A 23,246-nucleotide genomic window follows, 5' to 3' on the forward strand; every position below is an offset into this window, starting at 1 on the left:
CTACGGAGCTTTGCTGTTTCGGCATCAATTTCTACTGGACGTTTTCGCCAGTAGTTATAACTGCTTCGATGAACATTGAACACTTCACATAATATTTTTACGCTGTGGCTCTGCTTGAGTTTCTTGATTATCAAGAATTGTTCAGTGAGTCCGACATCAACAGAGCCGTGGCTTTTTTTAATATTTCATTATGCTCTTCAAGGCGAGCTAACTTCTTTTTTAATTCACGTATTTCAATTTGCTCAGGCGTCATCGGCGATGCTTTAGGTGCTTTCCCCTGACGTTCCTCTTTTAGTTGGCGAACCCACTTATCCATCGTGGACTTCCCAACATTCATAGCTTGAGCAGCCTCTGTCACAGAGTGGTTCTGATCTAGAACCAGTTGTGCCGCTTCTAATTTGAATTCAGCGCTAAATAGTCTTCTTGTACGTTTTGTCATAGTGTCACCTGTTAACTTATGAGGTGATGATATCACCTCTAACTAAGTGACCAAATTCAGCGTACCACTACAGTTCAACCTTATCTTCTTTACACTCGATCAGAGGTACCCCACAAGCAGATTCGACTGTGATGAGCTTCCGATCTTCAGTGTATTTCTTCTTACCAGATTTGATATCTGCAACATCATTCTCAGTTTGAGCAATCATCAGCATTTCATCACGCTTAGCATCAATAAGTGCTTTGCCTGTTCTTCTTGTCTGCATTGGCTTGAGTGCACCGCTAGTCCCTTTGTCCACACTAGCCCAGAACTTCTCAATTAGCTTAGTTGGAAACATACCTATACCTTTGATTATGTTGGAGAAACCAAATCTTACCCAACATAATCATTACAGTAAATATGACTATTCACATAAATGATATCCTGTAGTGATAGAATGAACCTGGTCACTAACATAGAGGCCTTAAGATACCTGGTATGATCTTTTAAATACTAATGTAGAAAGTACTACTCGCTAATGTCACACCCAAAACAAAAAGGGATTGGTATCTCTACCAATCCCTTCCAAAGTTCTCTAATACTTACAAGCTCTCAATTGCCTTTTGAACTGCAGGGCCAATCTGACGCTTACGTGAGGTTACGCCTTCCAAAGTCAGCATGTCGCTTGTTGGTTCAGCATTGAACGCCGATTTGATGACTTGATAGTCACTTTCATCCACCCACAGTAGATTCGCTTCTTTGTTCTTCGTGTCTGTGATTGAGAAGAACAAATGGTCTAAGCCGTTCTCTTCTTTATAAGACTTCATCGCTGCCAAAAGCTCGTCTTTACGGTCAATCAGTTGTTGAGCGGTTAGCGTTTCAGCGACACCGATGCCCACATGTTTGCCGCCGTACTTAAAGTTTTTGTAATCCAGCGTCAGAATGGTTTCAGAAGAAAGGTGGCTAAGATCTGACTTAGCAACCAACATCTGTTGACCGAAGTCTTCGATATCTGAAATGCCTGCAACCTTCGCCAGCTTCTCTGCGTATTCACGATCATGATCTGTTGTAGTTGTTGATTGGAATACCACTGTGTCAGAAAGAATCGCACCCAAGCCAACACAAGCGAGGTGTTTAGGTAATGTCACATCGAGCTTTTCAGCATTGTCAGCCAGTATAGTTGCAGCTGAACCCCAACCTCGGATATCCATCTCGACAATCTGCGGGGTGTTAATTGGAGAGCCACCAATCGCATGATGATCGACCACTGCCACAATGGATGCTTGATCAATAGTTGGTGCTAATTGAGTGACTTGGTTGAAATCCACCAGCCCTACTCGGTATGAAGAGTAATCTGTCTCTACGCGTGGTGATTCAGCATTGCAGTAATTCAAGATGAAGGTGGATTCTGGATTAATCGGCTCTGGTACTGTCGCTGTACCGCCATAGATATGAGCCGCGAGCATCGCAGACATTACCGTGTCGCTGTCTGGGCTTAGGTGCCCTGTCCATACGAGATCTTCACTGTTTTCATTGGCAGATTGTTGAAGACTGAAAGCATAGCTTGCTGAGCTAAAAGACATAATTAGGGCTGCAACGACAGGGGTTAGCTTCACGGGTATTTCCTTATTTGAATTCGATATAGAAGCCCATAAGCTAAACACCAAAAATTTCAGAACCGTGTCACCAATATTTCAGTTTTACTTCAGTAAGTAACTAAATGTAATTGCCCTTAGGCTTTCACTGTTAATCACACCAAAGCTCAACTTGGATTAGGTTAGCTTTTCATTATTTCACAATGAATTTCAATGAACCCTAATGATAAGAAAGCTAAGACACTGATTTATTGACCACATAACATCATCAACCCACATACTGAAAATAAGATAATCTTATTAAAAATGGATTATCGAAAGGCACAAAAAAGGCTGCAAAAGCAGCCTTATCGAGTAAGCATAAATATGCTATTCAATCATCGAGATCGAGGTTTTTTTCCTCCCCTTCCCGTTGCTGGTAAGGGATCGTAGATGTCAACCAAGGGAAGGTTATGAGGGGATTCTAGTGCTTGTATCGAAAGGTGTCACTGTCATCAATGATCTCAATTTTGACTTTTACTACGCCTTTCTTAACGTCACCAATTTGAGAAAATGCTTTGTGGGAAAGGTCAATCACTCGGCCTTTTACATAAGGGCCTCGATCATTAATTTTCACATCAACAGACTTGTTATTAGTTGTATTGGTCACCCTCACGATAGTGCCGAATGGCAAGGTTTTATGAGCCGCAGTATTCGCATTCATATTATACGTCTCACCGCTTGCTGTGAGCCTTCCATGGAACTTATCGCCATACCAAGAAGCCACTCCCACAAGCGCATGTGAATTGGCATAGCCCTTTGTTTTTGAAGTATCGACGGCCGCATGTGACGAGCATCCGGCAAGCAAAGTAATAAGAAAAGCGGCAAAGATAAGGTTTAGTTTTTTCATGCTATTTCAGTAGATCTTCTTCATGTAATGTTTATCTATTTTCATTGTAGTGCGGTTCAGCAGTATTGAACTGAGTATTGTGAGTTCTCAGCGAGGGCTATCACCAGTGTGATTGCGCAATGTTTTCATGAAGAGTGCTTTCTTCCGTCATATTCATGAAAGGTTTTATATTCAAAACGTCAACTTTAACAACGCTTTAAATCTGTTGATTTATCAACCAATTCTTATGAAGAAGCACTTAAATATGACTCAAACAAAAAAGGATTGGTATCGCTACCAATCCTCTTTAGGGGTGTTTCGGTTTTTCTACCTATGGAAGGCAGTAACGCTATTACTCGTAATCAGTCGCGTACGTGTCTTCATACGTATGTGAGTAAAATTCGAATAGGTTGCCAAACGGGTCTTCTAGATAAACCATTTGCGCTTGTTTTAGTTCGTCTTCTGGGTGGTAAGGCATGATGTCCATACGAACCTTACCGCCAAACTCTTCAACACGCTTAATCGCTGAATGAAACTGCTCTTTAGGAAGCTGTAGACAGAAGTGGAAAATGCCCAGGCGAGAGAAATCAACGTTGTGACGCTCTTCACGGTCAACCATTTCGAACATCTCAACACCGATACCATCAGATGTTACTAGGTGAGCAATGTTGAAACCTTTGAAGCCTTCACCGAACACAGCGATACACATGCGGCCGATTGCTGATTCGCGCTCTTCCATCACTTTAGTGTTGTTCATTACGATTCTTAGACCTAGCGCTTTTGTGTAAAACTCGACTGCTTTGTCCATGTCGCCAACCATGATGCCTACGTGATTCATTTTCATAACTTTCTCCAAATTCTCTTTAATTCTGTATTTTTCGAAGACTCGCTTCGGTGTTTCGTTTCGATGGAGAGAGTATATGGAGATACGACGATTAACTGAAATTATCATAATTTATATTAATGATAATTTTATGTTATTTACCAAGTTAAGTGAGATGCCAACACGTCACACAATAAGTTAAAGTTGAGAGCCACATATGTCATGTGGCTCTAGTTAAACATCCTTAGTTCAGCACGAAGAAGCCCGTTACGCTTTACTGGTCTGTACGACGTTCGAAATCTGCTTGGCTTTTGTTTCAGGCACCAAAGACATCAACCCGGTAGTCACAAGCGCGGCAATACCAGACATGGTTACAGGTGACCCAAATATGCTTTGCACTAGCTTGGGTGCTTCTTTCAATAAATCCGGCACTAGCATCACCCCAAGCCCTAAGCCTAGTGAGATGGCAATCGTCATAATTCTGCGGCGATCCAGTTTTTCATTGGCGATGATTTTGATGCCCGCCGCAGCAACCGTACCGAACATCACTAATGTCGCCCCGCCCAATACTGGCTTTGGAATCGTCATTAAAACCGCACCTAAGATGGGAAATAACCCTAACAGAAAAAGAATCGCGGCAATGAAGTAGCCAATGTAGCGGCTCGCGATTCCGGTAAAATGAATCACACCATTGTTTTGGCTGAAAGTCGTGTTCGGAAAAGTATTAAATACAGCGGCGATAAGCGAGTTCACACCGTCACCTAGCACGCCAGCCTTGAGTCGATTGATGTATTTTGGCCCCTTTACGGGCTGTCCTGAGAACATACTGTTGGCGGTAAGGTCGCCCGTCGTTTCAATAACGGTAATCAAGTAGATAAAAGCAATCGGCAGGAAGGCTTGCCAATCAAAAGCGAAGCCATATTTAAATGGGACAGGGATACTCAATAGCGGTTGAGATGCAAAAGAAACCATAGACGCTTTACCCATCAAAATGGCAACGCCCCAGCCAACTACCAACCCAACTAAAATCGACGACAGCCTAACCATATTATTGTTACTCAGGTTAAGCACGACTATGGTTCCGAGGACGATGGCACCCAACATCAGATTGCTTCCAGAGCCAAAATCTTCGGCGCCAACGCCACCCGCAATATCAGTAACACCGACTTTAATCAAAGAGATACCTATCGTCGTGATAACGATTCCAGTCACAACGGGCGTGATAACGACTTTGAGCTTTTCGATAAAGCGCGATAGTACGATTTCAACAAATGCACCAAAGAAGCAGACACCGAAAATGGTAGCGAGCATTTCATCCGGACCACCGCCATTCGCTTTAACAAGGAAGCCCGCACCTAATACAGATCCTAAGAACGCAAAGCTGGTTCCTTGGACACAAATCATCCCTGCACCAACTGGCCCTATTTTTCTCGCTTGAATGAAGGTACCGACCCCAGACACCATGAGTGCCATGCTGATCAGATAAGGAATGTGCTCACCCAACCCAAGCACACCGCCAATAATGAGTGTGGGCGTGATAATACCAACGAAACTGGCTAATACATGCTGCAACGCTGCGTAACTGGCAGCTCTGACTGATGGTCGATCGTCTAATCCGTAGATCAATTCACTGTTCTGTTCCATGTGACTTCCTTTATGTATTTTTTATTGTATACAATTTACATAAAGACAATAGAGCAACATATATGCCAATGGTTTAACATCATACTTATCAATCAGTTAAGTTTCATCTCTAGCCAATGCTGCACTATAGAGCAACACAGTCGGCTTGTTTTAGTGCAACGAAGAACACACAAAGCACTCGTTTGCTCTAGTTTACTCGTTACCTCTAACCAAATACCGCAGACACAAAAAAAGGATTGGTATCTCTACCAATCCTCTTTAGGGGGTGTTTCGGTTTTTCTACCTTACGACAGGTAGATGGCGTCTATTACTCGTAATCAGTCGCGTACGTATCTTCGTATGAGTGAGAGTAGAACTCGAACAGGTTGCCAAACGGGTCTTCTAGGTAAACCATTTGTGCTTGTTTTAGTTCGTCTTCTGGGTGGTAACGCATGATGTCCATACGAACCTTACCGCCAAACTCTTCAACACGCTTAATCGCTGAATGAAACTGCTCTTTTGGAAGCTGCAGACAGAAGTGAAAGATACCTAAGCGAGAGAAATCTACTTCATGACGCTCTTGACGATCTTTCATTTCGAACAGCTCAACACCGATACCATCTGAAGTGACTAGGTGAGCAATGTTGAAACCTTTGAAGCCTTCACCGAACACAGCGATACACATGCGGCCGATTGCTGATTCGCGCTCTTCCATCACTTTGGTGTTGTTCATTACGATTCTTAGACCTAGAGCTTTCGTGTAAAACTCGACTGCTTGGTCCATGTCACCCACCATGATGCCTACGTGATTCATTTTCATAACTTGCTCCAAATTCGTTTTAAATTCTGTGCTTTTCGAAGTCTAGCTTCGATGTTTCGTTTCGATGGAGAGAGTATATGGAGATGTGACGATTAACTGAAATTATCATAAATTATATTAATGATAATTTTTTGTTATTTACAGATTTAGCATCAAATCCCAGCTCGCTGAAAGAAGCCATGCCTGCCCTTGCCTACTTACCTACTTAGATACATAGATACATAGATACATAGACACATAGATACACACACCAATAGAGATAAGCCCAATGTAGAGAACAACCTAAAGAGCATAGCTACTTAAATTGGGAGTTGTTGATGTTTGATGGCTTTTGTTAATTGTTTTTGTTGATAGCTTTTACCGATAGCCTTTTCCTTTCGAAGATAGGATTCGCCTATTGAATCTATAGAAATGTCCGATTTCACTAATTTTCGGTGGCAATGCAATATATCTACATCGACGCGGGATAGCGTTAAACACTATAAATTAGAAAGAGAGTCAAATCATGATCAACACAGAAATCAAACCATTCAACGCAACAGCATTCAAAAACGGCGAATTCGTAGAAATCACTGAGCAAGACGTTAAAGGCAAGTGGGCTGTATTCTTCTTCTACCCAGCAGACTTCACGTTTGTATGTCCAACTGAGCTAGTTGACCTACAAGACAAATACGCAGAGCTTCAATCTCGCGGCGTAGAAGTTTACTCAGTATCAACTGACACTCACTTCTCTCACAAAGCATGGCACGATACTTCTGACAAAATCGGCACTATCGAATACTTCATGGTAGGCGACCAAACTGGCAACATCACAAATAACTTCAACGTTATGCGTGAAGGTCAAGGCCTTGCAGACCGTGCAACGTTCCTAATCGACCCTGAAGGCGTTATCCAAGCAATGGAAATCACAGCTGAAGGCATCGGCCGTGACGCAGAAGACCTACTACGCAAGGTTAAAGCAGCACAATACGTAGCCGCTAACCCAGGTGAAGTTTGCCCAGCTAAATGGAAAGAAGGCGAAGAGACTCTAGCTCCATCTCTAGACCTAGTAGGCAAGATTTAATCTAAGCCTAGCTAACAAGAATAGCTAAACGGTTCTACAGGCGCGCTTCGGCCCCCCTCCTAAAGGGCAGTCGCGCGCCACCCTTTCAAAACATCAACACCACAATATTTGCCGACTTGCGCCCCCTTTTTATTTTCCTTTTTCAGCAAGAAGGTATTGGTCAATACCAAGACACAGAATTTAAGAGCAGGCACGATTATGTTAGATCAAGCAATGAAGCAGCAGCTAAAAGCATACCTAGAAAACCTAAAAACCAATGTTCAGTTAGTGCTTAGCCTGGATGGCAGCGACACCGCGAACAAACTTCAAGATCTGGCGAATGACATCTCGTCTTTAACCGATAAAATTGAAGTGACTCGCGATGACAGCGCAAGCACTCGCAGCCCTATCATGCAGGTCGTGAACCAAGAGAAAGGCACCGCGATCGGTTTTGCCGGTTTGCCAATGGGTCACGAATTTACGTCACTGGTTCTAGCACTGCTTCATAGTGGTGGTCACCCTATCAAGCTTGAAGCGGACGTAATCGAGCAAATTAAAGAACTCGATCAAGAGCTTAATGTAGAGATTTTTATCTCGCTCTCATGCCAAAACTGTCCAGAAGTGGTTCAAGCCTTCAATATGATGTCGGCGATTAATCCTCTGGTTAAGACAACGATGATCGACGGCGCAGCATTCCAAGATGAAGTGAAGTCTCGCGACATCATGGCAGTACCAAGTGTATTCGTTAATGGTGAGCTATTTGGTCAAGGCCGTATGTCACTGGCTGAAATCCTTAACAAGGTTGATTCAGGCGCAGCGGAAAAGAAAGCAGCAAACCTAAATCAACAAGCACCATTTGACGTGTTAGTTGTGGGTGGTGGCCCAGCAGGTTCTTCAGCAGCAATTTATGCAGCACGTAAAGGCATTCGTACTGGTGTGGTTGCTGACCGATTCGGCGGCCAAGTGATGGACACCATGGCGATTGAGAACTTTATCTCAGTAAAAGCGACAACTGGCCCTAAATTAGTGGCAAGCCTTGAAGAGCACGTAAAAGAGTACGGTGTTGAAGTGATGACTGAGCAGCGCGCTGCAAACATCATTGCAGCAGAAGACACTGAAGACGGCTACATCCACGTTGAGCTAGAGAGCGGCGCAACACTACGAGCTCGCACGGTTATCACAAGTACCGGTGCTCGCTGGCGTGAAATGAACGTTCCGGGTGAGCAAGAGTACCGCAATAAAGGCGTCGCTTACTGCCCACACTGTGACGGTCCTTTATTCAAAGGTAAGAAAACAGCGGTTATTGGTGGTGGTAACTCAGGCATCGAAGCGGCAATTGATTTAGCGGGTATCGTTGAACACGTAACCGTACTTGAATTTGCAGACACATTGCGTGCCGACCAAGTGCTTATCGACAAAGCGAACGCAACACCAAACATCGAAATCATCAAGATGGCACAAACAACGCAAGTGATTGGTGATGGCAACCGTGTAACCGGTCTGGAATACAAAGACCGCAACACCGATGAACTTAAACAGATTGAACTCGCAGGTATCTTTGTTCAAATCGGCCTGATGCCAAACAGCGAATGGTTGAAGGGTTCGAAAGTTGAGCTCTCACCACGCGGTGAAATTGAAATTAACGCTCATGGCGCAACATCAATGAAAGGTGTGTTCGCAGCGGGTGACGTAACAACCGTACCTTACAAACAGATCATCATTGCGATGGGTGAAGGTGCGAAAGCAAGCTTAGGTGCATTTGACCACCTAATCCGTAACTCAGCTCCAGTTAAAGAGGCTGAAACCGCTTAACCTTTACACTGAAAAGCTTAAAGCTTTTAACTCAAGCTCCTTAAATATTTGTTAACTTAATTCTTTACTGTTAACGACTTAGTCGACATTTAGACGCCACTCCTATGGATTTAGGAGTGGTTTTTTTCTTTGTGATTTACGCCGGTTGATAAAGCATAAAGGCAACCACCATTGCTAAGCTTCCACCCAAGCAGCGGTTCACAAACATCATCTGTTTTGGTGATTGCAGCAACTTTTTAAGCATAGTGCCGCAATAAGCCCACACCAACATGCACGGTACACCCGTGATCACCATGCCAGCAATAATGGTCACCACTTGAATCAGATAGTCTGCGTTCGGAGTGATGAACTGAGAAAACACAGTTAACGAAGCAATCCAACCTTTAGGGTTTAACACCTGCACCAGCACACCAGACATGAAACCTGAACGATTGTCGGTAGTGCTTTCTTCGATTTGCATGTTCGCAATCGACCACGCCATGAACAGCAAATAAGCCGCACCCGCGTATTTCAAAATGTTGTATAGCTCTGGATAAAGGGTAAATAGGCTCACCAAACCAACACTAGAACCCGCCAGTACGATGATGATGCCAACAGCGTTTCCAGAGATAAAAGGTAAAGTCGCAGCAAACCCATAACGACTTGAAATCCCAAGTAATGCGATATTGCCTGCCCCAGGGGTAATTGCAATTGATGTTGAAAATAGCAAGAACGCCAGCATTAATTGAGAGCTCATTTCCTCTCACTCCTAATAAGTAAAGTATTTATAGGGAGAGAGTTTACAGATTCGACTAGGAATTAAATTGCTATATAGGCTAATATTAAGCCAAATTTGAGCAAGACTTTTCCAAAATAGCTATGAAACAGAAAGAATCCACCAAAGAAGTGTTAGATGACACAGATATCGCCATCTTAGGACATATCCAACAAGACGGGCGCATGAGTAACAGTAAACTCGCCGAGAAGGTAAACCTCAGCGAAACCCCATGCTGGCGCCGTTGGAAACGCATGGAAGAGACGGGTTATATCGATGGTTACGCAGCGAAGCTAAACCGCAAAAAGCTGGGTTTTCATGTAGCAGGCTTTACTCTTGTGACCTTGGGTAACCACGAAGTTGAAAACACAGAACCGTTCGAAGAGTTTGTCGCCGTTACCGATTGGATTCCGATGTGTCACTGCATTGCTGGCGGTGCCGACTATATGGTGCAAGTGTTAGCAAAAGATTTGGAAGAATACTTTGAGCGTATTAGCTCAATAAGACGAGTAAAAGGCGTGAGTGCGATTCAATCCAACATCTCAGTGAAAGAACTAAAAAACAGCTATCAGCTTCCTCTTGAGGACTAGTTCACTTCTCCTGACTGCCCTGTTCTTTCAGCAAAACAAAAGCCCAGCTCCCTAGATTTCTAAAACTTAGGGGCTGGGCTTTGTTTATTTAGGTTCTAGGAAATGAGCATACGTTAATTCCCCACACCACCGGTTTTCTCAGCCGGAGATTCTGGTGTGACTGGCGGCCACTCTTCGAAGGTTGCTAAGTGTTGCTGAATAGCGGCTTGAGCAGGGCCAAATGCCCACATTTTCTGTCCCATCCATTTCAAGTACATTCCAGACTCTTCAGCTGCTCGCTCGTAAGGATCACGACGCAGGTTGAACAGCAATGGTGCGTTAAGTTCTTCTTTCGGGCCACTCCAACCGTGATTCTGAACCACGAAGTGTGCCTTCCAATCTCCTACTCGAACGGCTTGTAGCTTATCTCGCTCGTAATAGTAAATATCTTTACGGTTCGACTCGCCTTTTTCCGTCAACATATCGACTTGGTTGTAACCATCGAGGTGCGCTTTAAAGCCATCGTGACCTTTCAGCATTTTCTCTTTCAGGTCTGTTGGACCACCAGCCGCAGCGACAAGAGTGGGTAACCAATCCATACCATCAAAGATGCCATTGCCTACAGTACCCGCTGGGATTTTACCCGGCCAGCTAACCAATGCAGGGGCTCTTACGCCACCTTCCCAAGTTGTGCCTTTCTCACCGTGATAAGGTGTCATACCGCCATCTGGCCAAGTCATGATCTCTGGGCCGTTATCGGCAGTGAAAATGATGATGGTGTTGTCAGCAATACCGAGTTCTTCCATCTTCGCCATCATCTCACCGACGTGATCATCAAGATCTTTCATGACCACTTCTTGGAGTCCCCAACCGTTTTGACCGAGCATCGCTTCGTATTCAGGTGACAGGTGCGTCCAAACGTGACCGCGTGATGGACAGTACCAAGTGAAAAATGGCTTATCCGCTTCAACCGCCCTTTCGATGAAGTTGATCGCGTGCTTATTTACTTCATCATCTAGTGTGCGCATACGCTCGATAGTTAGCGCGCCATCGTCTTCAATGGTTTGTCCGCCTTTGCCATCGGATTTCGCGTAAATCACATTGCGAGGCGCAAAAGCATCCAACGAACCGTCTTTTGGCCAGTCTGGATCTTCGGTGTATTCCATCGCATTCAGGTGATACAACCAGCCCCAATACTCATCGAAGCCGTGCATTGTTGGTAAGAATTCATCACGGTCACCCAAGTGGTTTTTACCAAACTGACCAGTCACGTAACCCATGGTTTTGAGAATTTCTGGTAGTGTTGGCGTATCCGCATGCAGCCCAACAGGCCCACCCGGTAAGCCCACCGTGTGCATACCCGTTCGCACTGGTAACTGCCCCGTTAAGAATGCAGAGCGCCCGGCCGTACACGATGGCTGCGCATAATAATCTGTGAGTAGCATGCCCTTTTCAGCAATACTATCGATGTTTGGTGTTTCACTACTCATCACACCATTGTGATAAGCACTCAGGTTTGAGATCCCAATATCATCCGTGAAGATAACAAAAATATTCGGTTGCTCTTGTGCTGACCATGCCGATAGCGAAAAGCTACTCAACACACTCATCACAACAAGGTGGAAAATCCTTTTCATAGAATGTCCTTATACTGTTTCAGATTGCTCTTTATGAATCATTTTTAAACCAACTAAACCAAAGCCCAACTCCAATATTAGATAAACAAAAAGTAGCCAATGCGGCATGCCATCCACCACCAAACTGATGACTCGTCCGGCAGCTAAACCCAACATGAATACCACCAAACTATAGAGCGCTGGCAGTCGATACTTTTTGAACAGTGCGCCAAACACCCAAAACAACGCCAGAGCCAAATAAAGCCCCATCACTGCACGAAAGATATGAGTAACGTTGATGGGTGTGGCGTCGATACCAAATAGATAGTCAAGAGAGACTACGGGGGCATAACCATAAGACAGTGCAATAGGTGTTAAACCTAAAACTGCAACGAACAAGAAAATACTCTGTGGCTTCATACCCTAACTCTTTTAACTTGGCTCATTTCAAAAAACATAGTCTACAATCAGCAATATACAAGTTGCATATATGAAAATTGCCCCCCGGAAGGCACATTCATAAACTTGCTACTTCACACAAAAGATAAGGATATCGATATGGCTAAATGGCGTTACCTAATCGCATCAGTATTAATGGCTAGTTCAACCGTAAGTGCGCAAGAAGCAAGTACACCGATGGATACAAAAAAGTGGCAACATAGTTTCGAAATCTACGCGCTCGCACTCAATATTCGTGGAGACAGCACCATTGGTAATTTGTCAGCAGATGTTGATGTTGATCCTTCATTCATCATGGATCATCTTGATATGACCGCAATGGTGCGTTTAGAGGGTGACTATGACAATCAATGGGGCTATTACATTGACTACAGCTTCATGAAACTAAGCGGAAAAACAAACTCGGTATTAGGATCCAACGCAGAGTTATTAAGAGGCAACCTTGATATCCGACAAGGTGTTTTAGATGTGAAGGGTTTTAAGCGCTACCAATACGATTTTGGCACGATTGATTATCTGTTTGGGCTTCGTTGGTGGGATAACGACATTGATACCAAGCTTTACGGTTCAGGTGGTAGGTTAAGTGTCGACCGATCACTTGATGAAGATTGGGTTGACTACCAAGTAGGTGTGAGATGGATTACGCAGATCAATAAGGATTGGAAGTTTCACGCAACCATTGATGCAGGGCTTGGTAGTGACACCAACTTTACCTCATCTCTCTTAACTGGCGTGCGATACCAGATAAACAGTTGGTCTGACTTAAATGTTGCCTACAAATCAACTTGGGTTGATTACGAGAACAAGGGGACCTTTGAATACGATACCGCATCGCAAGGGTTCCTGATTGGTTGGGCTGCTCATTTCTAGTCAAACAATAAGAGGTAAGCCTGATATCGTTAGGCTTACCTGACAATGTCAATCTTTCAAGAGTTAATGCCGGTTTTAACTAACGAACAAGCAAAACTACCCATCAACGACCTAGTTATTCACAGTGTTTGGAACTACGCACTCTTTCTTCATGATAGTTAAGCCGGCCTCGAGAGTTTCTGTCCAAGCTTGTTCGACGCTTTCATCGTAGTGAGGGTCATATTTTTTAACTGTATTGAGTAACGAATTGAACCACTCGTTGAGTTCTTGCTCAGAGATATCCATTCCTAAATCTTTATGTCGCTTCCCAAGCTTTTTTACCGAGTTTCGTACGCTCGGCAGACCCGCAGAGTTATAGATAAGAATGATCGAGGCTTTAAGCATCTTGGTTTGTTGCTCTAACCCTATATTTTCAAAACGTTCTGAAAATCTTGGATTATGCTCGCAAAAATCCGCCAAAAACGTTTCGAGAAATTCTTGGTCAATCCGGCAGCGCTCAAAACTTTCATAAAACAGTTCGTTCGGTTTCATCTAGCCAGTCCTTTGCAAAATTTTGAGTTATCGGGAAGCTAACAAGTCCAGAGCCGCAACTTAGCCAACTCCGAACCATCAATATGATCTAAGTATACGCCACTGTGGCATAAAATGAACGATGGCATAACGTAAACTACGGCATAAAGTGCGTTGCACAAATCTTGTTTCCATCAGGATCTCGCAAATAAGCCATGTACAAGCGACGCTCGTCAGAACCTCTCGCTCCGGGGCCATTTTCAATGCTGGTACCGCCATTTTCGACGCCAACTCGATGCCACTCATCTACAACTTCGGGAGAAGACGCAAGAAAACCCACCGTCATACCGTTGCCGTGAGTCGCAGGCTGACCATCAATCGGCTTCGTTAAGCCCAACACACCCGTTTGGCTAACGTAAACACAGCGCCCTTTGGGATCAACAGAGCCTTCGCTATAACCAAGCACTTTCATGATTGGGTCATAAAAAGCCTTCGCGCGTTCAATATCATCGGTACCGAGAAAAACATGGCTGAACATAACTAACCTCTTCTTTTATTGAAAGAACCATCTAAACTAGACCTATAATTCGTGTTTGTCTAGGCACGCTATTCGGTCACAACTGTTGCTTAACCCATTGAGCAAACACCTGAAACTTAGTTCGCTGTTCCATGCCTTTCGGGAACTCAGTTAGTCTGTTCAACAATTCGTTGTGCGCCCTGCCCTTGGTCATGCAAGATATCATCAGGATTTAGCAAGTTGCACTTTTGCATACTCAAGCATCCGCAACCGATACAGCCGGTTAAGTTCTCTTGTAGCGATTTAATCTGCGCCATTTTACTGTCGAGTTGCCCCTGCCACTTCTTAGCAACGCGCTCCCAATCTCGCTTAGTCGCGGTATGGTTCATCGGCAGTGTCGATAATTCTTCGGTGATCTCTTCCAGCGTGAAGCCTATCGACTGCGCGACTTGGATCAACGCAATTCGTCTCAACATCGCCGACTGATAACGGCGCTGATTTCCGTTAGTACGAATCGAAGCAATCAACCCCTTGGTTTCGTAAAAACGTAACGCCGAAGGAGCCACGCCACTGCGCTCAGCCAACTGGCCTATGGTGAGGTATACGATGTTTCTCATTACGACACTATCCTTGAGATCATAAATATTTAAAGCTTACTTTAACTTTAGAGTAGCGACCTATTGTTACCTTAACCAATTAATGTCCTTAAACTTTGACAACGGGCGCAATGAAAAGCAATCGTGAACATGGCTGCTTTGTTTTATTGTGGTGTTCTCGCTCTCTAAATCTGACTCATGATCGATTTCAGGCTCTCGGCCATTTCGGCATTGATGATCTCACCCGTTTCTACATTAAAGTTGTCGTAGAAACTTGGCACCGACATCGACCCCTTCACATCTGCATCAAAGTAAGGTGCCGAATTTACCGCAGACGACAACACAGAGTTTGCGCCGCCTGGGCCTGGTGATGTGGAGAGCATCACAACAGGTTTGCCTTGGTACACTTTCATGTCGATTCGTGATGTCCAATCAAACAAATTCTTAAAGGCTGCGGTGTATGAGCCGTTATACTCTGCAAAAGAGATGACCACAGCATCTGCTTCGCCAATCTTGCTAAAAAAGCGTTGAGCGTGTTGATGAACACCTGAATCTTGCTCTCTTTTCTCGCTGTAAATTGGCATCTCGAAATCATTAAGGTCGAGCACCTCGACTTGCGCGCCTTCGACTAAACCTGCGGTGCACGCTGCAAGTTGTTGATTAATTGATGTTGTACTGTTGGTCGCGCCAATCGCTAATACTTTCATTGTTGATCCTTGTTCATTTTTCTCACCTTTTTGCACTCATGACTTCAATTACGGAGCTCAAAATTCATAACTGAAGATTCGTAACGTCTGTTTGATAACATCAAAACCTGCACTAGGCGACAAGGTGATAGATTGTGTTTTTAGATTGGGGATGATGATAAAACCTCAAGTTAACTTGAGGTAAAGCGATATTTTCAAAATATAGGAAATAGTTTAAAAACACTTATAAAGCAGTTGATTATGAAAGGTTTAACATAGGTTGGCATTACACAGGAAAAAGTCAGCACACCCAAAATACATTGAGTGTGCTCTATCGAAGTATTATTTACTTAAAGTGATTTAATGGACAGACACCAGAGTAAGCGACACCGGATAGCTCGGCCACTTCGCGATTCCATGTTGCCAAATCATGAGGGTTAAATTGATTCAAATGATCATGCCCACATGCCCTCGCCATCACTTGCATTAATTCTGTCGAGGCTTCAAAGAAGTTCTTAAGCTGGTTCGATGCTTTCTCGACATTCAAACGCTGACGTAAATCGGCTTTTTGAGTTGCAATACCAGCAGGGCAATTATTGGTGTTACACATTCTCGCCGCCACACAACCTATCGACTGCATGGCACTGTTTGAGATAGCGACACCATCAGCACCAAGCGCCATCGCTTTTACGAAATCCATCGGCACGCGCAAGCCGCCCGTGATGATCAATGTGACTCTGTCACTGACCCCTTGTTTATCGAGATACGCTCTAGCGCGAGCGAGTGCTGGAATAGTGGGAACACTGATATGGTCACGGAACATTTCTGGCGCCGCCCCTGTACCACCACCACGCCCATCTAAGATGATGTAATCGGCACTGGCATCAAGCGCGAACTGAATGTCTTCTTCGATGTGATTGGCACTTAACTTAAAGCCAATCGGGATACCGCCTGTCACCTCTCGAACACGGTCGGCGAACTTTTTAAAATCCTCGACCGTGTTAAGGTCGACAAAGGTGGGTGGAGAAATCGCTGCCGTGCCCGCTTCAATGCCACGCACCTCCGCGATCTTGCCTATGTTCTTCGCGCCCGGTAAGTGCCCGCCCGTTCCGGTTTTGGCACCCTGCCCGCCTTTAAAGTGGAAGGCTTGAACGTTTTTGAGCTTAGCTTCATCGTAACCAAACTGAGCACTGGCTAATTCATAAAAGTAGCGAGAGTTCGCCGCTTGCTCTTCGGGTAACATACCGCCCTCACCGGAGCAGATACCCGTCCCTGCGAGTTCGGCACCTTTCGCCAATGAGACTTTTGCTTCTTCAGATAGCGAGCCAAAACTCATATCAGACACAAACAAAGAGATGTCCAATTTGAGTGGCTTCTTCGCTTTGGGGCCAATAATCAGTTCAGTTCCAACGGGCACATTCTCCAGCAAAGGCTTGGTGGCCATTTGCGCGACCATCACTTGAATATCGTCCCAGTGAGGCAATAGATGTCTTGGAACGCCCATGGAGGTCATTGGCCCATGATGTCCAACCTTGGATAAACCATCACGCGCCAGTTGATGAATAAACTCGACGGTAGGTTCTTCTTTGGTTGCGCTCGCAGCTGGCGACAAATCTGGCGCAGCCGCTTGAATGTGAACCTCCGGGCCTTCTTGCCCAACTTGTTCCGCTGTGAACTGTTTATGAGTGCCATCGCAGAAAGGAAGGTTGTTGGAATACTTACAGCGACAAAGGTAGGCGTCTCCGCTCTCTTCGGCGACAAAGCTTTTCGGTTTGAACCCCGTACCAGCATGAGAACCGTCACAAAACGGTTGGCTTTTCGATTTCCCGCAGGTACAGAAGTAATACTCTTCTCCCTCTGTCAGCTCGATTTTGACGGGTTTGTTATCCGCGATTACTGGACTCTTCATAGTTCGTTCACCTTTTCTTTTTTATGATTTGATGACTGAAGCGATGACTTGCTCGCAAGAATAAAGTAAAGGTGAGATACGCGGCTAATTCAATAAACGGATGAAGTAAAGCGACTCCAGTCGAAAGCCTGAATCACCATCAAACCGATAGCCATCGTGCTGATATTCATATCTTGGTTTTATGCCTCAACAATATCTATTCTGTCTAAATAATGGAAAACCACTTTTAAAGACCAACACCAAGGCTCTCATCATTAACTCAAGTTTTAAGTTTGTAGGGTTAGATCAGACAAACTGAAATTTTGTTATATAAAAATTGAGCTAGAATTATCTCAGCTTCCAAAGGTAAGCCAGAAATACAAACGGCAGTACGACAATTAATTTCAGCTGAAATAGGTAAACACTTTAACCTTTCCAGCAACAAAGAGAGAAATCATGAAAAAATCATTCAAGAAAGGCCGCATAAGCGGACTTGTTAGTATCGCATTGTGCCTAGGTGCGTCAGGTGCTTTTGCCGCGGATTACGACCTAGTTATCGAGAATGGACGAGTGATGGACCCTGAAAGCATGCTGGATGCTGTATTAAACGTCGGGATCAAAGATGGTCAAATCATCAAAATCACGGCAGAAAAACTCGACGGTGATGAGACAATAGATGCGACAAATCAAGTGGTTGCCCCAGGTTTCATTGATACCCATTTTCACTCGCTAGATGGTTTATCTATCAAGCTTGCAGCCCTAGATGGTGTAACATCTGGTATGGATCTGGAAGTCGGTGCGATTCGCGTCGGTGAGTGGTATGAAGAAAAAGCGGGTAAATGGCCACTGAACTACGGTACTGGTGTCAGCCACGAAGGAGCTCGTCTTCAAATCCTAGATCCTGAAGTGAAAATTACAGGCCCACATGATGCAACTACGATTCTTGGCTCGCTTCGAACTGAAGCGGCTAAAGACGGTGTGAGTGGCTGGTCTGAGACCAAAGCTGATATCGAGCAGATGAACCAAATCCTTTCTGTTCTTGATCAAGGCTTTGCAGAAGGTGCATTGAACCTAGCTTCAACAACCGCTTATATGAAAGATGGTTTGACGGCATTTGAGATGTACGAGTCCATGAAAGTCGCAGCAAACTGGGACCGATTTGTATCATCACATACCCGTTTTCACGCTAACCCTTCAAATCCAGAAGCACAGCTGGGTTTTGACGAAATCTTTACCAATGCGATGCTTCTCGACTTACCATTTTTGATGCTCCACAACAACGACTTCGGTTGGTGGGAAGTAGAAGAAAAGCTAAAGCTTGCACGAGAGAAAGGCTTAGTGATGTGGTCTGAATACTATCCATATGATGCGGCATCCACTGCGATTGGTTCATCTTTCCTTGTACCGGAGTCTGTGGAAGGGATGTACAACGCGAAGTATGAAGAAATGATGTACGACCCAACACGCGATAAATTTCTGACCAAAGAAGAGTATCTGGTCATTGCCGCTGAAGAACCGGGTCACTTGGTGGTTCTGTTTAGCCCTGCACGTAAAGATTGGATGAAATACTGGCTACAAATTCCAAACATGACCGTTGCAGCAGATTCTATCTATTCAGGTTTAGGTACTGATTCTTGGGATGCCGATCCAACAGAATATCAAGGTCACCCTCGAACTGCGGGTACTCGAGGCAAAGTATTACGTATGGCACGTGAAGAAGGCGTACCATTGTTATTCACACTTGCTCAAACGTCTTACTGGGCAGCAAAGCATCTAGGTGATGCGGGTGTTGAATCAATGAAAGTTCGTGGTCGTATGCAAGAAGGCATGGTTGCTGATATCACCATTTTCGACCCAGAAAACGTAACCGATAATGCGACTTACAAAGCCAAAGAACAAGGCAATCCAACAACCGGTATTTCTTATGTCATCGTAAATGGTGAGCAAGTGGTTAAAGAAGCTGAGTTCCAAAAAGTATGGGCAGGCCAACCCATTCGTAACACACCTTCGGATGAATCGCGATTTGAAGGATTGAGCAAAGAAAAGTTCTTGGAAAACCTAACAGTACCAACGATTTCTATCGATGACTCGGGTGCCTCTGGCAATCCGCAACTATAGAAAAAGGTGAGGTAATCATGATCAAAAAGGCTATATGTGCATTGCTACTCACGGGTTCGTTTTCAGGAACGACAAGTGCAACTAGCATCGATGATATGGGATTTGATGTGTCTAGTTTTAAACAAACAGGACAACAAATATCTGTCAAAGAACCGAAAGCGCCAACGTTAGTTCAGGAGAGTAAACTGGCCTCATATGTAAGCGAAGTCGGCGTAGATGTCGCCAATTTGTCTCAGGTGCAACTTGATGATTTGATCGGAAGTTATGACCAATTGCCATCAGCGATATTTTGTGATGAACACCAAGAGTTCGAGATTCAGATATCAAGTACGAATATCTGGCAAAGAACGAAACTGATGAAGTTACGACAAGCGATTGGAGACGATCTACCTAACGCGCACTAATATGCCCTCATAACAGCCAGTGATTTTTACTGGCTTTTTTTTCATCTAATAAACCCAAGTTAGAAGTATTCATCATAAACGTGTTGGATGTATTCATTAGCAGCAGTAACGATAGATTCCCTTATCCCTTCAATGTGCAAAGAGTGTGGGCTCCATAATGAAATGGGAATCTCTAACCCTTTTTTAATCTCAGTAGGCTTGAGCTCAATTAAATTTTGCTGCACGAATTCAGAGTAAATAACAGAGCGAGGAAGTAACGCCCAACCTAAGTCTAGCCGAACCAATTGGATCACAAGCGCAAGTTGGTCAACAAGCTCATAGTTAGCAGAAAGGGTGACTTTATCTGCCATCCCTTCATCGATTAATGATTTCAAGATTAACTGCTTAGATATTTTTAACTTAGAGAACAGTTCGTTTGGTGGCGTTTTACTCAGTTCACTGCCTTTACTTGCGAATGGGAGCAGCGTAAGGGTTTCTAGGTAAACCGCGTGAAAGCTATTCATCGCCCTACTCTCATGAGTATTCAAAAAACCGAAGTGCAGTGTCCCATCTTCAATCCCCTGCTCAATCTCCTTTTTATTCATGACCAGCATATTGACTCGACAACCTGGAAAGTCTTTTTGTAATTGCATTCTGATATCAGCCAAAATGAGCTGTGGCATAAAGCTTAGATAACCGATATTGATGGTTTCTGGTTCGCCTTGGGAGATGTTGAGCGCTATTTTATCAAAGGCTTTTAGCTGCTCAACGGCTTGCTTGGCATAGCGGTAAAGTAATTTACCTTCTTGTGTTGCTTCAACACTGCGACCTTTGCGCTCAAAGAGTGCGACATCAAGAATATCCTCTAAATTGACAACAACTTGCCCGACGGTACTACGGTGTTTATCTAGCTTAGCGGCTGCCCTGCTAAAAGATTTTTGCTCGTAAACCGTCACAAAGGTGGAGAGTTGCTCGAGGCTGAAATTCATAGATGACTCCAATATTCAAATAATGCTTTATTACTTTCAAATCAATCACTTTGACGTGATGAGTATAGACAGAACATGCATAGGTTACGACTTCCACCTCAAAAAAAAACAACAAGGTTCAAATAGTTTGTCTGATCACGTCAGACAATAGCAATTCTGAGTTTCCATTAAACGTTTATATCATTCCGGCTTATCTAAACAACCTATGTGAAATACCGATACGAATACAAAGAAGACTTTATCCAAAGCGGTGGATTTGGCATCAACAACCAAACCGCGATTGGTGGTACTGCTGCGGCATTCCTGAACGTTAAAACTGGCGACGATGGCACTTTTTTCACCTTCAATCCGGAATACACATATATCGACGGCGATCTTGAAAGCAGCACCTTGAAAACAACACTCCGTCTAGCAACACCTTTATCACAAGATAAATCTCGCTGGGGAGAGCTTAGAGTTGAGAACACTTATGGCGAAGTAACAATCAAGTTCAGTCATCCAATCCTAAAGTAGATACATCATTATTTTTGCACTCAGCGTATTTGATTAACCAAGCTGAGTCGTAATTACTAAGAGGTTAAAATGAAACATCTTTTGAATATGTCAACGATTGCTCTGATATTGGCATCAGGGGCAACAACCGCTGAAGTAATGTCAGTAGAGTCCTCGACTTCGCGTTCACATTACGATTCATGGAATGAAACCAAGCAAAACCTTCAAAAAGAGCATGGCTTACAGTTGGGCATGGATTACAACATGCTGAGTATGGGAGCGATTGATCCTCTTGGGGATGCATCTGCTGCGGCAGGAGCATTAAGAGTCTTTGGTCAATGGGATCTTATAGAGACAGAAGATGGAGACAAAGGCGGAATTGTATTCAAGTTTGAGCATCGACATAAATACACAGAAAACTCCCCGAAAGAATACGGTTTGGCCGATCTCGGTTACTTAGGTTTTGCTCACTCCTTATATGGTGATCAAGGCTTTAGAACCACTCATTTATTTTGGCGTCAATCTCTACTGCAAGAACAGATGGTGGTTTACGCTGGTTTCTTAGACATGACGGATTACACCGATTTTTATGCGTTAGCTAGCCCATGGAATGACTTCAACAGTGGTGTGTTTACTTCCGGAAGTGGAACGATTGGTGGATTGCCTGATGGTGCACTGGGTGTTATGGCCGGCGGTTTTTTCTCAGATAGCATTTATGGCTCGGCCAGTATTCTTGATGCTAAAGGCAACGCTTCTGACTTAGTTGAAGGAGCCAAAGAGCTCTTTGACACAGGGGCCACTTGGAAAAGCTTAGAACTCGGTTGGACACCAAGTAAAGATATGCTGTTCATCAGCAATGCTCATATCAGCCTATGGCAGCGTGACGCAGTTGGAAACGATGATGAAGGTTACGGTATCAACCTGTCTCTATCAGGTTTAGTGGCTGAACGTTGGTTGCCTTTCATTAGGGCTGGATGGGCTCAAGATGGCGGAGCCATGTATGACGCCTCAGTAAGCGCCGGCTTTGGTTACATTCCTGCACAGAGAAACCAAGACATGTTTGGACTGGCAGTTAACTGGGCAAGCCCAATGGAGAGCACAACGCAAGGGTTGGACTTAGACGACCAATATACAACTGAAGCGTATTACCGAGCTCAAATCACACCATGGCTGCAAATTTCTCCAAGTGTGCAAGTTCTGAATCACACCGCGGTTGATCTGACCAATGGCTTCGACAACATCAATTTAATCCAGAATAAAACCGATGTGGTATTTGCCCTAAAAGCAAAATTCGAGTTCTAAATTAAACACACGTACAAATGATATTAAGGAAAATATCGTTATTAACCTTGCAGGAGTGCTAAATAAATTTCGAGTAAAAAATGAAAGTAAAAATATTCTTGGCGATACTCTTAGGTATGGCTTGTAATACTGCGACTGCGGAAGCAGAAAAAACAAGTAACGATCAAGTACAACGAATTATTCTTGTTCGACATGCCGAAAAGCCAGATGACGGCCTTGGTAACCATTGCTCCAACTGCGATCCAATATGGCATGCCCATCAACACACAATATGGTTGGAATGACTTTGAAGTTATTCTTAGATAAATACCGTAATGCAGATCTTTTACTGGCGTGGGAACACATCAGCATTGGAGTGCTTGTTACTTTGATTAAGCATCGCTTTGATAACGTTGACCCAATCCCAGAATGGCCAAATTCTGATTACGACATGTTTTTAAGTTAATCATCGATTGGAGTAAACCGAGTGATCTGACAATCAATGTTCATAAACAAA

At 44.1% G+C, this 23,246-nt stretch carries 24 protein-coding genes and 1 pseudogene; 9 read left to right on the forward strand and 16 right to left on the reverse strand.

The window, feature by feature from the left end; all coding sequences use genetic code 11:
* The 7 genes and pseudogenes from AB6E78_RS16575 to AB6E78_RS16605 form a co-directional block, all read right to left on the reverse strand.
* A pseudogene (locus tag AB6E78_RS16575) lies at positions 1-439 on the reverse strand (transposase); the annotation flags it as partial.
* Between the two features lie 67 nt (positions 440-506).
* Positions 507-776 carry a hypothetical protein gene (locus AB6E78_RS16580; RefSeq protein ID WP_372133976.1) on the reverse strand — a complete coding sequence of 90 codons (270 nt, stop codon included), beginning with the start codon at positions 774-776 and terminating at the stop codon, positions 507-509.
* A gap of 244 nt (positions 777-1,020) precedes the next feature.
* Entirely contained in the window at positions 1,021-2,034 is a 1,014-nt protein-coding gene (locus AB6E78_RS16585) for a manganese-dependent inorganic pyrophosphatase (RefSeq protein ID WP_372133975.1), read from the reverse strand.
* Between the two features lie 442 nt (positions 2,035-2,476).
* Positions 2,477-2,902: a septal ring lytic transglycosylase RlpA family protein gene (locus AB6E78_RS16590; protein WP_372104550.1), complete on the reverse strand. Its 426-nt coding sequence runs from the start codon at positions 2,900-2,902 to the stop codon at positions 2,477-2,479.
* 331 nt (positions 2,903-3,233) lie between these two features.
* Positions 3,234-3,725, reverse strand: a complete 492-nt coding sequence (locus AB6E78_RS16595) for a VOC family protein (protein WP_017069627.1) — start codon at positions 3,723-3,725, stop codon at positions 3,234-3,236.
* Between the two features lie 246 nt (positions 3,726-3,971).
* Positions 3,972-5,348, reverse strand: coding sequence for a uracil-xanthine permease family protein (locus AB6E78_RS16600; RefSeq protein ID WP_017071678.1), 1,377 nt, complete (start codon positions 5,346-5,348; stop codon positions 3,972-3,974).
* Between the two features lie 307 nt (positions 5,349-5,655).
* On the reverse strand, positions 5,656-6,147 hold the full coding sequence (locus AB6E78_RS16605; protein WP_372133974.1) for a VOC family protein: 492 nt from the start codon (positions 6,145-6,147) through the stop codon (positions 5,656-5,658).
* A 505-nt stretch (positions 6,148-6,652) separates the two neighbouring features.
* Here AB6E78_RS16605 and ahpC point away from each other — a divergent pair.
* Positions 6,653-7,210 carry an alkyl hydroperoxide reductase subunit C gene (gene ahpC, locus AB6E78_RS16610; protein WP_016798107.1) on the forward strand — a complete coding sequence of 186 codons (558 nt, stop codon included), beginning with the start codon at positions 6,653-6,655 and terminating at the stop codon, positions 7,208-7,210.
* A 198-nt stretch (positions 7,211-7,408) separates the two neighbouring features.
* Positions 7,409-9,001 (forward strand): alkyl hydroperoxide reductase subunit F, encoded by a 1,593-nt coding sequence (ahpF, locus tag AB6E78_RS16615; RefSeq protein WP_017065983.1) that lies wholly within the window; start codon positions 7,409-7,411, stop codon positions 8,999-9,001.
* A gap of 136 nt (positions 9,002-9,137) precedes the next feature.
* Here ahpF and AB6E78_RS16620 read toward each other — a convergent pair whose 3' ends face one another.
* Positions 9,138-9,737: a LysE family translocator gene (locus AB6E78_RS16620; protein ID WP_016798109.1), complete on the reverse strand. Its 600-nt coding sequence runs from the start codon at positions 9,735-9,737 to the stop codon at positions 9,138-9,140.
* A 122-nt stretch (positions 9,738-9,859) separates the two neighbouring features.
* On the opposite strand from AB6E78_RS16620, the gene AB6E78_RS16625 reads away from it, so the two are divergent.
* Positions 9,860-10,345 (forward strand): Lrp/AsnC family transcriptional regulator, encoded by a 486-nt coding sequence (locus AB6E78_RS16625; protein WP_019825927.1) that lies wholly within the window; start codon positions 9,860-9,862, stop codon positions 10,343-10,345.
* A 113-nt stretch (positions 10,346-10,458) separates the two neighbouring features.
* Here AB6E78_RS16625 and AB6E78_RS16630 read toward each other — a convergent pair whose 3' ends face one another.
* Together AB6E78_RS16630 and AB6E78_RS16635 are read right to left on the reverse strand one after the other, a co-directional pair.
* Positions 10,459-11,961 (reverse strand): arylsulfatase, encoded by a 1,503-nt coding sequence (locus AB6E78_RS16630; RefSeq protein ID WP_372111780.1) that lies wholly within the window; start codon positions 11,959-11,961, stop codon positions 10,459-10,461.
* Between the two features lie 9 nt (positions 11,962-11,970).
* On the reverse strand, positions 11,971-12,360 hold the full coding sequence (locus tag AB6E78_RS16635; protein ID WP_017071827.1) for a DUF4345 domain-containing protein: 390 nt from the start codon (positions 12,358-12,360) through the stop codon (positions 11,971-11,973).
* A gap of 138 nt (positions 12,361-12,498) precedes the next feature.
* Here AB6E78_RS16635 and AB6E78_RS16640 point away from each other — a divergent pair, with 138 nt between their 5' ends.
* Positions 12,499-13,269 carry a DUF481 domain-containing protein gene (locus AB6E78_RS16640; protein WP_102320542.1) on the forward strand — a complete coding sequence of 257 codons (771 nt, stop codon included), beginning with the start codon at positions 12,499-12,501 and terminating at the stop codon, positions 13,267-13,269.
* Positions 13,270-13,380: 111 nt separating this feature from the next.
* On the opposite strand, the gene AB6E78_RS16645 is transcribed toward AB6E78_RS16640, so the two are convergent.
* The 5 genes from AB6E78_RS16645 to AB6E78_RS16665 all read right to left on the reverse strand — a co-directional run bounded on the left by AB6E78_RS16645 (position 13,381) and on the right by AB6E78_RS16665 (position 17,487).
* Positions 13,381-13,800 (reverse strand): globin, encoded by a 420-nt coding sequence (locus AB6E78_RS16645; protein WP_017065249.1) that lies wholly within the window; start codon positions 13,798-13,800, stop codon positions 13,381-13,383.
* Between the two features lie 136 nt (positions 13,801-13,936).
* On the reverse strand, positions 13,937-14,317 hold the full coding sequence (locus tag AB6E78_RS16650; RefSeq protein WP_017062185.1) for a VOC family protein: 381 nt from the start codon (positions 14,315-14,317) through the stop codon (positions 13,937-13,939).
* A gap of 146 nt (positions 14,318-14,463) precedes the next feature.
* Positions 14,464-14,913 carry a redox-sensitive transcriptional activator SoxR gene (soxR, locus tag AB6E78_RS16655; protein ID WP_017062186.1) on the reverse strand — a complete coding sequence of 150 codons (450 nt, stop codon included), beginning with the start codon at positions 14,911-14,913 and terminating at the stop codon, positions 14,464-14,466.
* 164 nt (positions 14,914-15,077) lie between these two features.
* Positions 15,078-15,599: an NADPH-dependent FMN reductase gene (locus AB6E78_RS16660; protein ID WP_372133973.1), complete on the reverse strand. Its 522-nt coding sequence runs from the start codon at positions 15,597-15,599 to the stop codon at positions 15,078-15,080.
* 325 nt (positions 15,600-15,924) lie between these two features.
* Complete coding sequence (locus AB6E78_RS16665) at positions 15,925-17,487, reverse strand: glutamate synthase-related protein (protein WP_372133972.1); 1,563 nt, start codon at positions 17,485-17,487, stop codon at positions 15,925-15,927.
* A gap of 435 nt (positions 17,488-17,922) precedes the next feature.
* Between AB6E78_RS16665 and AB6E78_RS16670 the strand changes: the two genes are divergently transcribed.
* Complete coding sequence (locus AB6E78_RS16670; protein WP_017039125.1) at positions 17,923-19,584, forward strand: amidohydrolase family protein; 1,662 nt, start codon at positions 17,923-17,925, stop codon at positions 19,582-19,584.
* A 17-nt stretch (positions 19,585-19,601) separates the two neighbouring features.
* On the forward strand, positions 19,602-19,988 hold the full coding sequence (locus tag AB6E78_RS16675) for a hypothetical protein (RefSeq protein WP_017069637.1): 387 nt from the start codon (positions 19,602-19,604) through the stop codon (positions 19,986-19,988).
* 59 nt (positions 19,989-20,047) lie between these two features.
* Here AB6E78_RS16675 and AB6E78_RS16680 read toward each other — a convergent pair whose 3' ends face one another.
* Positions 20,048-20,956: a LysR family transcriptional regulator gene (locus AB6E78_RS16680; RefSeq protein WP_017069638.1), complete on the reverse strand. Its 909-nt coding sequence runs from the start codon at positions 20,954-20,956 to the stop codon at positions 20,048-20,050.
* Between the two features lie 207 nt (positions 20,957-21,163).
* On the opposite strand from AB6E78_RS16680, the gene AB6E78_RS16685 reads away from it, so the two are divergent.
* The 3 genes from AB6E78_RS16685 to AB6E78_RS16695 all read left to right on the forward strand — a co-directional run bounded on the left by AB6E78_RS16685 (position 21,164) and on the right by AB6E78_RS16695 (position 23,195).
* Positions 21,164-21,469 (forward strand): hypothetical protein, encoded by a 306-nt coding sequence (locus AB6E78_RS16685; RefSeq protein WP_017069639.1) that lies wholly within the window; start codon positions 21,164-21,166, stop codon positions 21,467-21,469.
* A gap of 69 nt (positions 21,470-21,538) precedes the next feature.
* Positions 21,539-22,750 (forward strand): carbohydrate porin, encoded by a 1,212-nt coding sequence (locus AB6E78_RS16690; protein WP_017039122.1) that lies wholly within the window; start codon positions 21,539-21,541, stop codon positions 22,748-22,750.
* 286 nt (positions 22,751-23,036) lie between these two features.
* On the forward strand, positions 23,037-23,195 hold the full coding sequence (locus AB6E78_RS16695; RefSeq protein WP_198928507.1) for a hypothetical protein: 159 nt from the start codon (positions 23,037-23,039) through the stop codon (positions 23,193-23,195).
* The last annotated feature ends 51 nt before the right edge of the window (positions 23,196-23,246 follow it).

The sequence above is a fragment of the Vibrio sp. 10N.247.310.98 genome (genome assembly GCF_041467395.1).
Lineage (GTDB): Bacteria > Pseudomonadota > Gammaproteobacteria > Enterobacterales > Vibrionaceae > Vibrio > Vibrio crassostreae_C.

Excerpts from the sequence above, each read along its gene's own strand:
- AB6E78_RS16600 (WP_017071678.1), bottom strand. The coding sequence starts at position 5,348 with ATGGAACAGAACAGTGAATTGATCTACGGATTAGACGATCGACCATCA.
- AB6E78_RS16650 (WP_017062185.1), bottom strand. The coding sequence starts at position 14,317 with ATGTTCAGCCATGTTTTTCTCGGTACCGATGATATTGAACGCGCGAAG.
- AB6E78_RS16680 (WP_017069638.1), bottom strand. The coding sequence starts at position 20,956 with ATGAATTTCAGCCTCGAGCAACTCTCCACCTTTGTGACGGTTTACGAG.
- AB6E78_RS16675 (WP_017069637.1), top strand. The coding sequence starts at position 19,602 with ATGATCAAAAAGGCTATATGTGCATTGCTACTCACGGGTTCGTTTTCA.
- AB6E78_RS16580 (WP_372133976.1), bottom strand. The coding sequence starts at position 776 with ATGTTTCCAACTAAGCTAATTGAGAAGTTCTGGGCTAGTGTGGACAAA.
- AB6E78_RS16645 (WP_017065249.1), bottom strand. The coding sequence starts at position 13,800 with ATGAAACCGAACGAACTGTTTTATGAAAGTTTTGAGCGCTGCCGGATT.
- AB6E78_RS16640 (WP_102320542.1), top strand. The coding sequence starts at position 12,499 with ATGGCTAAATGGCGTTACCTAATCGCATCAGTATTAATGGCTAGTTCA.
- AB6E78_RS16635 (WP_017071827.1), bottom strand. The coding sequence starts at position 12,360 with ATGAAGCCACAGAGTATTTTCTTGTTCGTTGCAGTTTTAGGTTTAACA.
- ahpC (WP_016798107.1), top strand. The coding sequence starts at position 6,653 with ATGATCAACACAGAAATCAAACCATTCAACGCAACAGCATTCAAAAAC.
- AB6E78_RS16630 (WP_372111780.1), bottom strand. The coding sequence starts at position 11,961 with ATGAAAAGGATTTTCCACCTTGTTGTGATGAGTGTGTTGAGTAGCTTT.
- AB6E78_RS16665 (WP_372133972.1), bottom strand. The coding sequence starts at position 17,487 with ATGAAGAGTCCAGTAATCGCGGATAACAAACCCGTCAAAATCGAGCTG.
- AB6E78_RS16690 (WP_017039122.1), top strand. The coding sequence starts at position 21,539 with ATGAAACATCTTTTGAATATGTCAACGATTGCTCTGATATTGGCATCA.
- AB6E78_RS16660 (WP_372133973.1), bottom strand. The coding sequence starts at position 15,599 with ATGAAAGTATTAGCGATTGGCGCGACCAACAGTACAACATCAATTAAT.
- AB6E78_RS16625 (WP_019825927.1), top strand. The coding sequence starts at position 9,860 with ATGAAACAGAAAGAATCCACCAAAGAAGTGTTAGATGACACAGATATC.
- AB6E78_RS16620 (WP_016798109.1), bottom strand. The coding sequence starts at position 9,737 with ATGAGCTCTCAATTAATGCTGGCGTTCTTGCTATTTTCAACATCAATT.
- ahpF (WP_017065983.1), top strand. The coding sequence starts at position 7,409 with ATGTTAGATCAAGCAATGAAGCAGCAGCTAAAAGCATACCTAGAAAAC.
- AB6E78_RS16590 (WP_372104550.1), bottom strand. The coding sequence starts at position 2,902 with ATGAAAAAACTAAACCTTATCTTTGCCGCTTTTCTTATTACTTTGCTT.
- soxR (WP_017062186.1), bottom strand. The coding sequence starts at position 14,913 with ATGAGAAACATCGTATACCTCACCATAGGCCAGTTGGCTGAGCGCAGT.
- AB6E78_RS16595 (WP_017069627.1), bottom strand. The coding sequence starts at position 3,725 with ATGAAAATGAATCACGTAGGCATCATGGTTGGCGACATGGACAAAGCA.
- AB6E78_RS16605 (WP_372133974.1), bottom strand. The coding sequence starts at position 6,147 with ATGAAAATGAATCACGTAGGCATCATGGTGGGTGACATGGACCAAGCA.
- AB6E78_RS16670 (WP_017039125.1), top strand. The coding sequence starts at position 17,923 with ATGAAAAAATCATTCAAGAAAGGCCGCATAAGCGGACTTGTTAGTATC.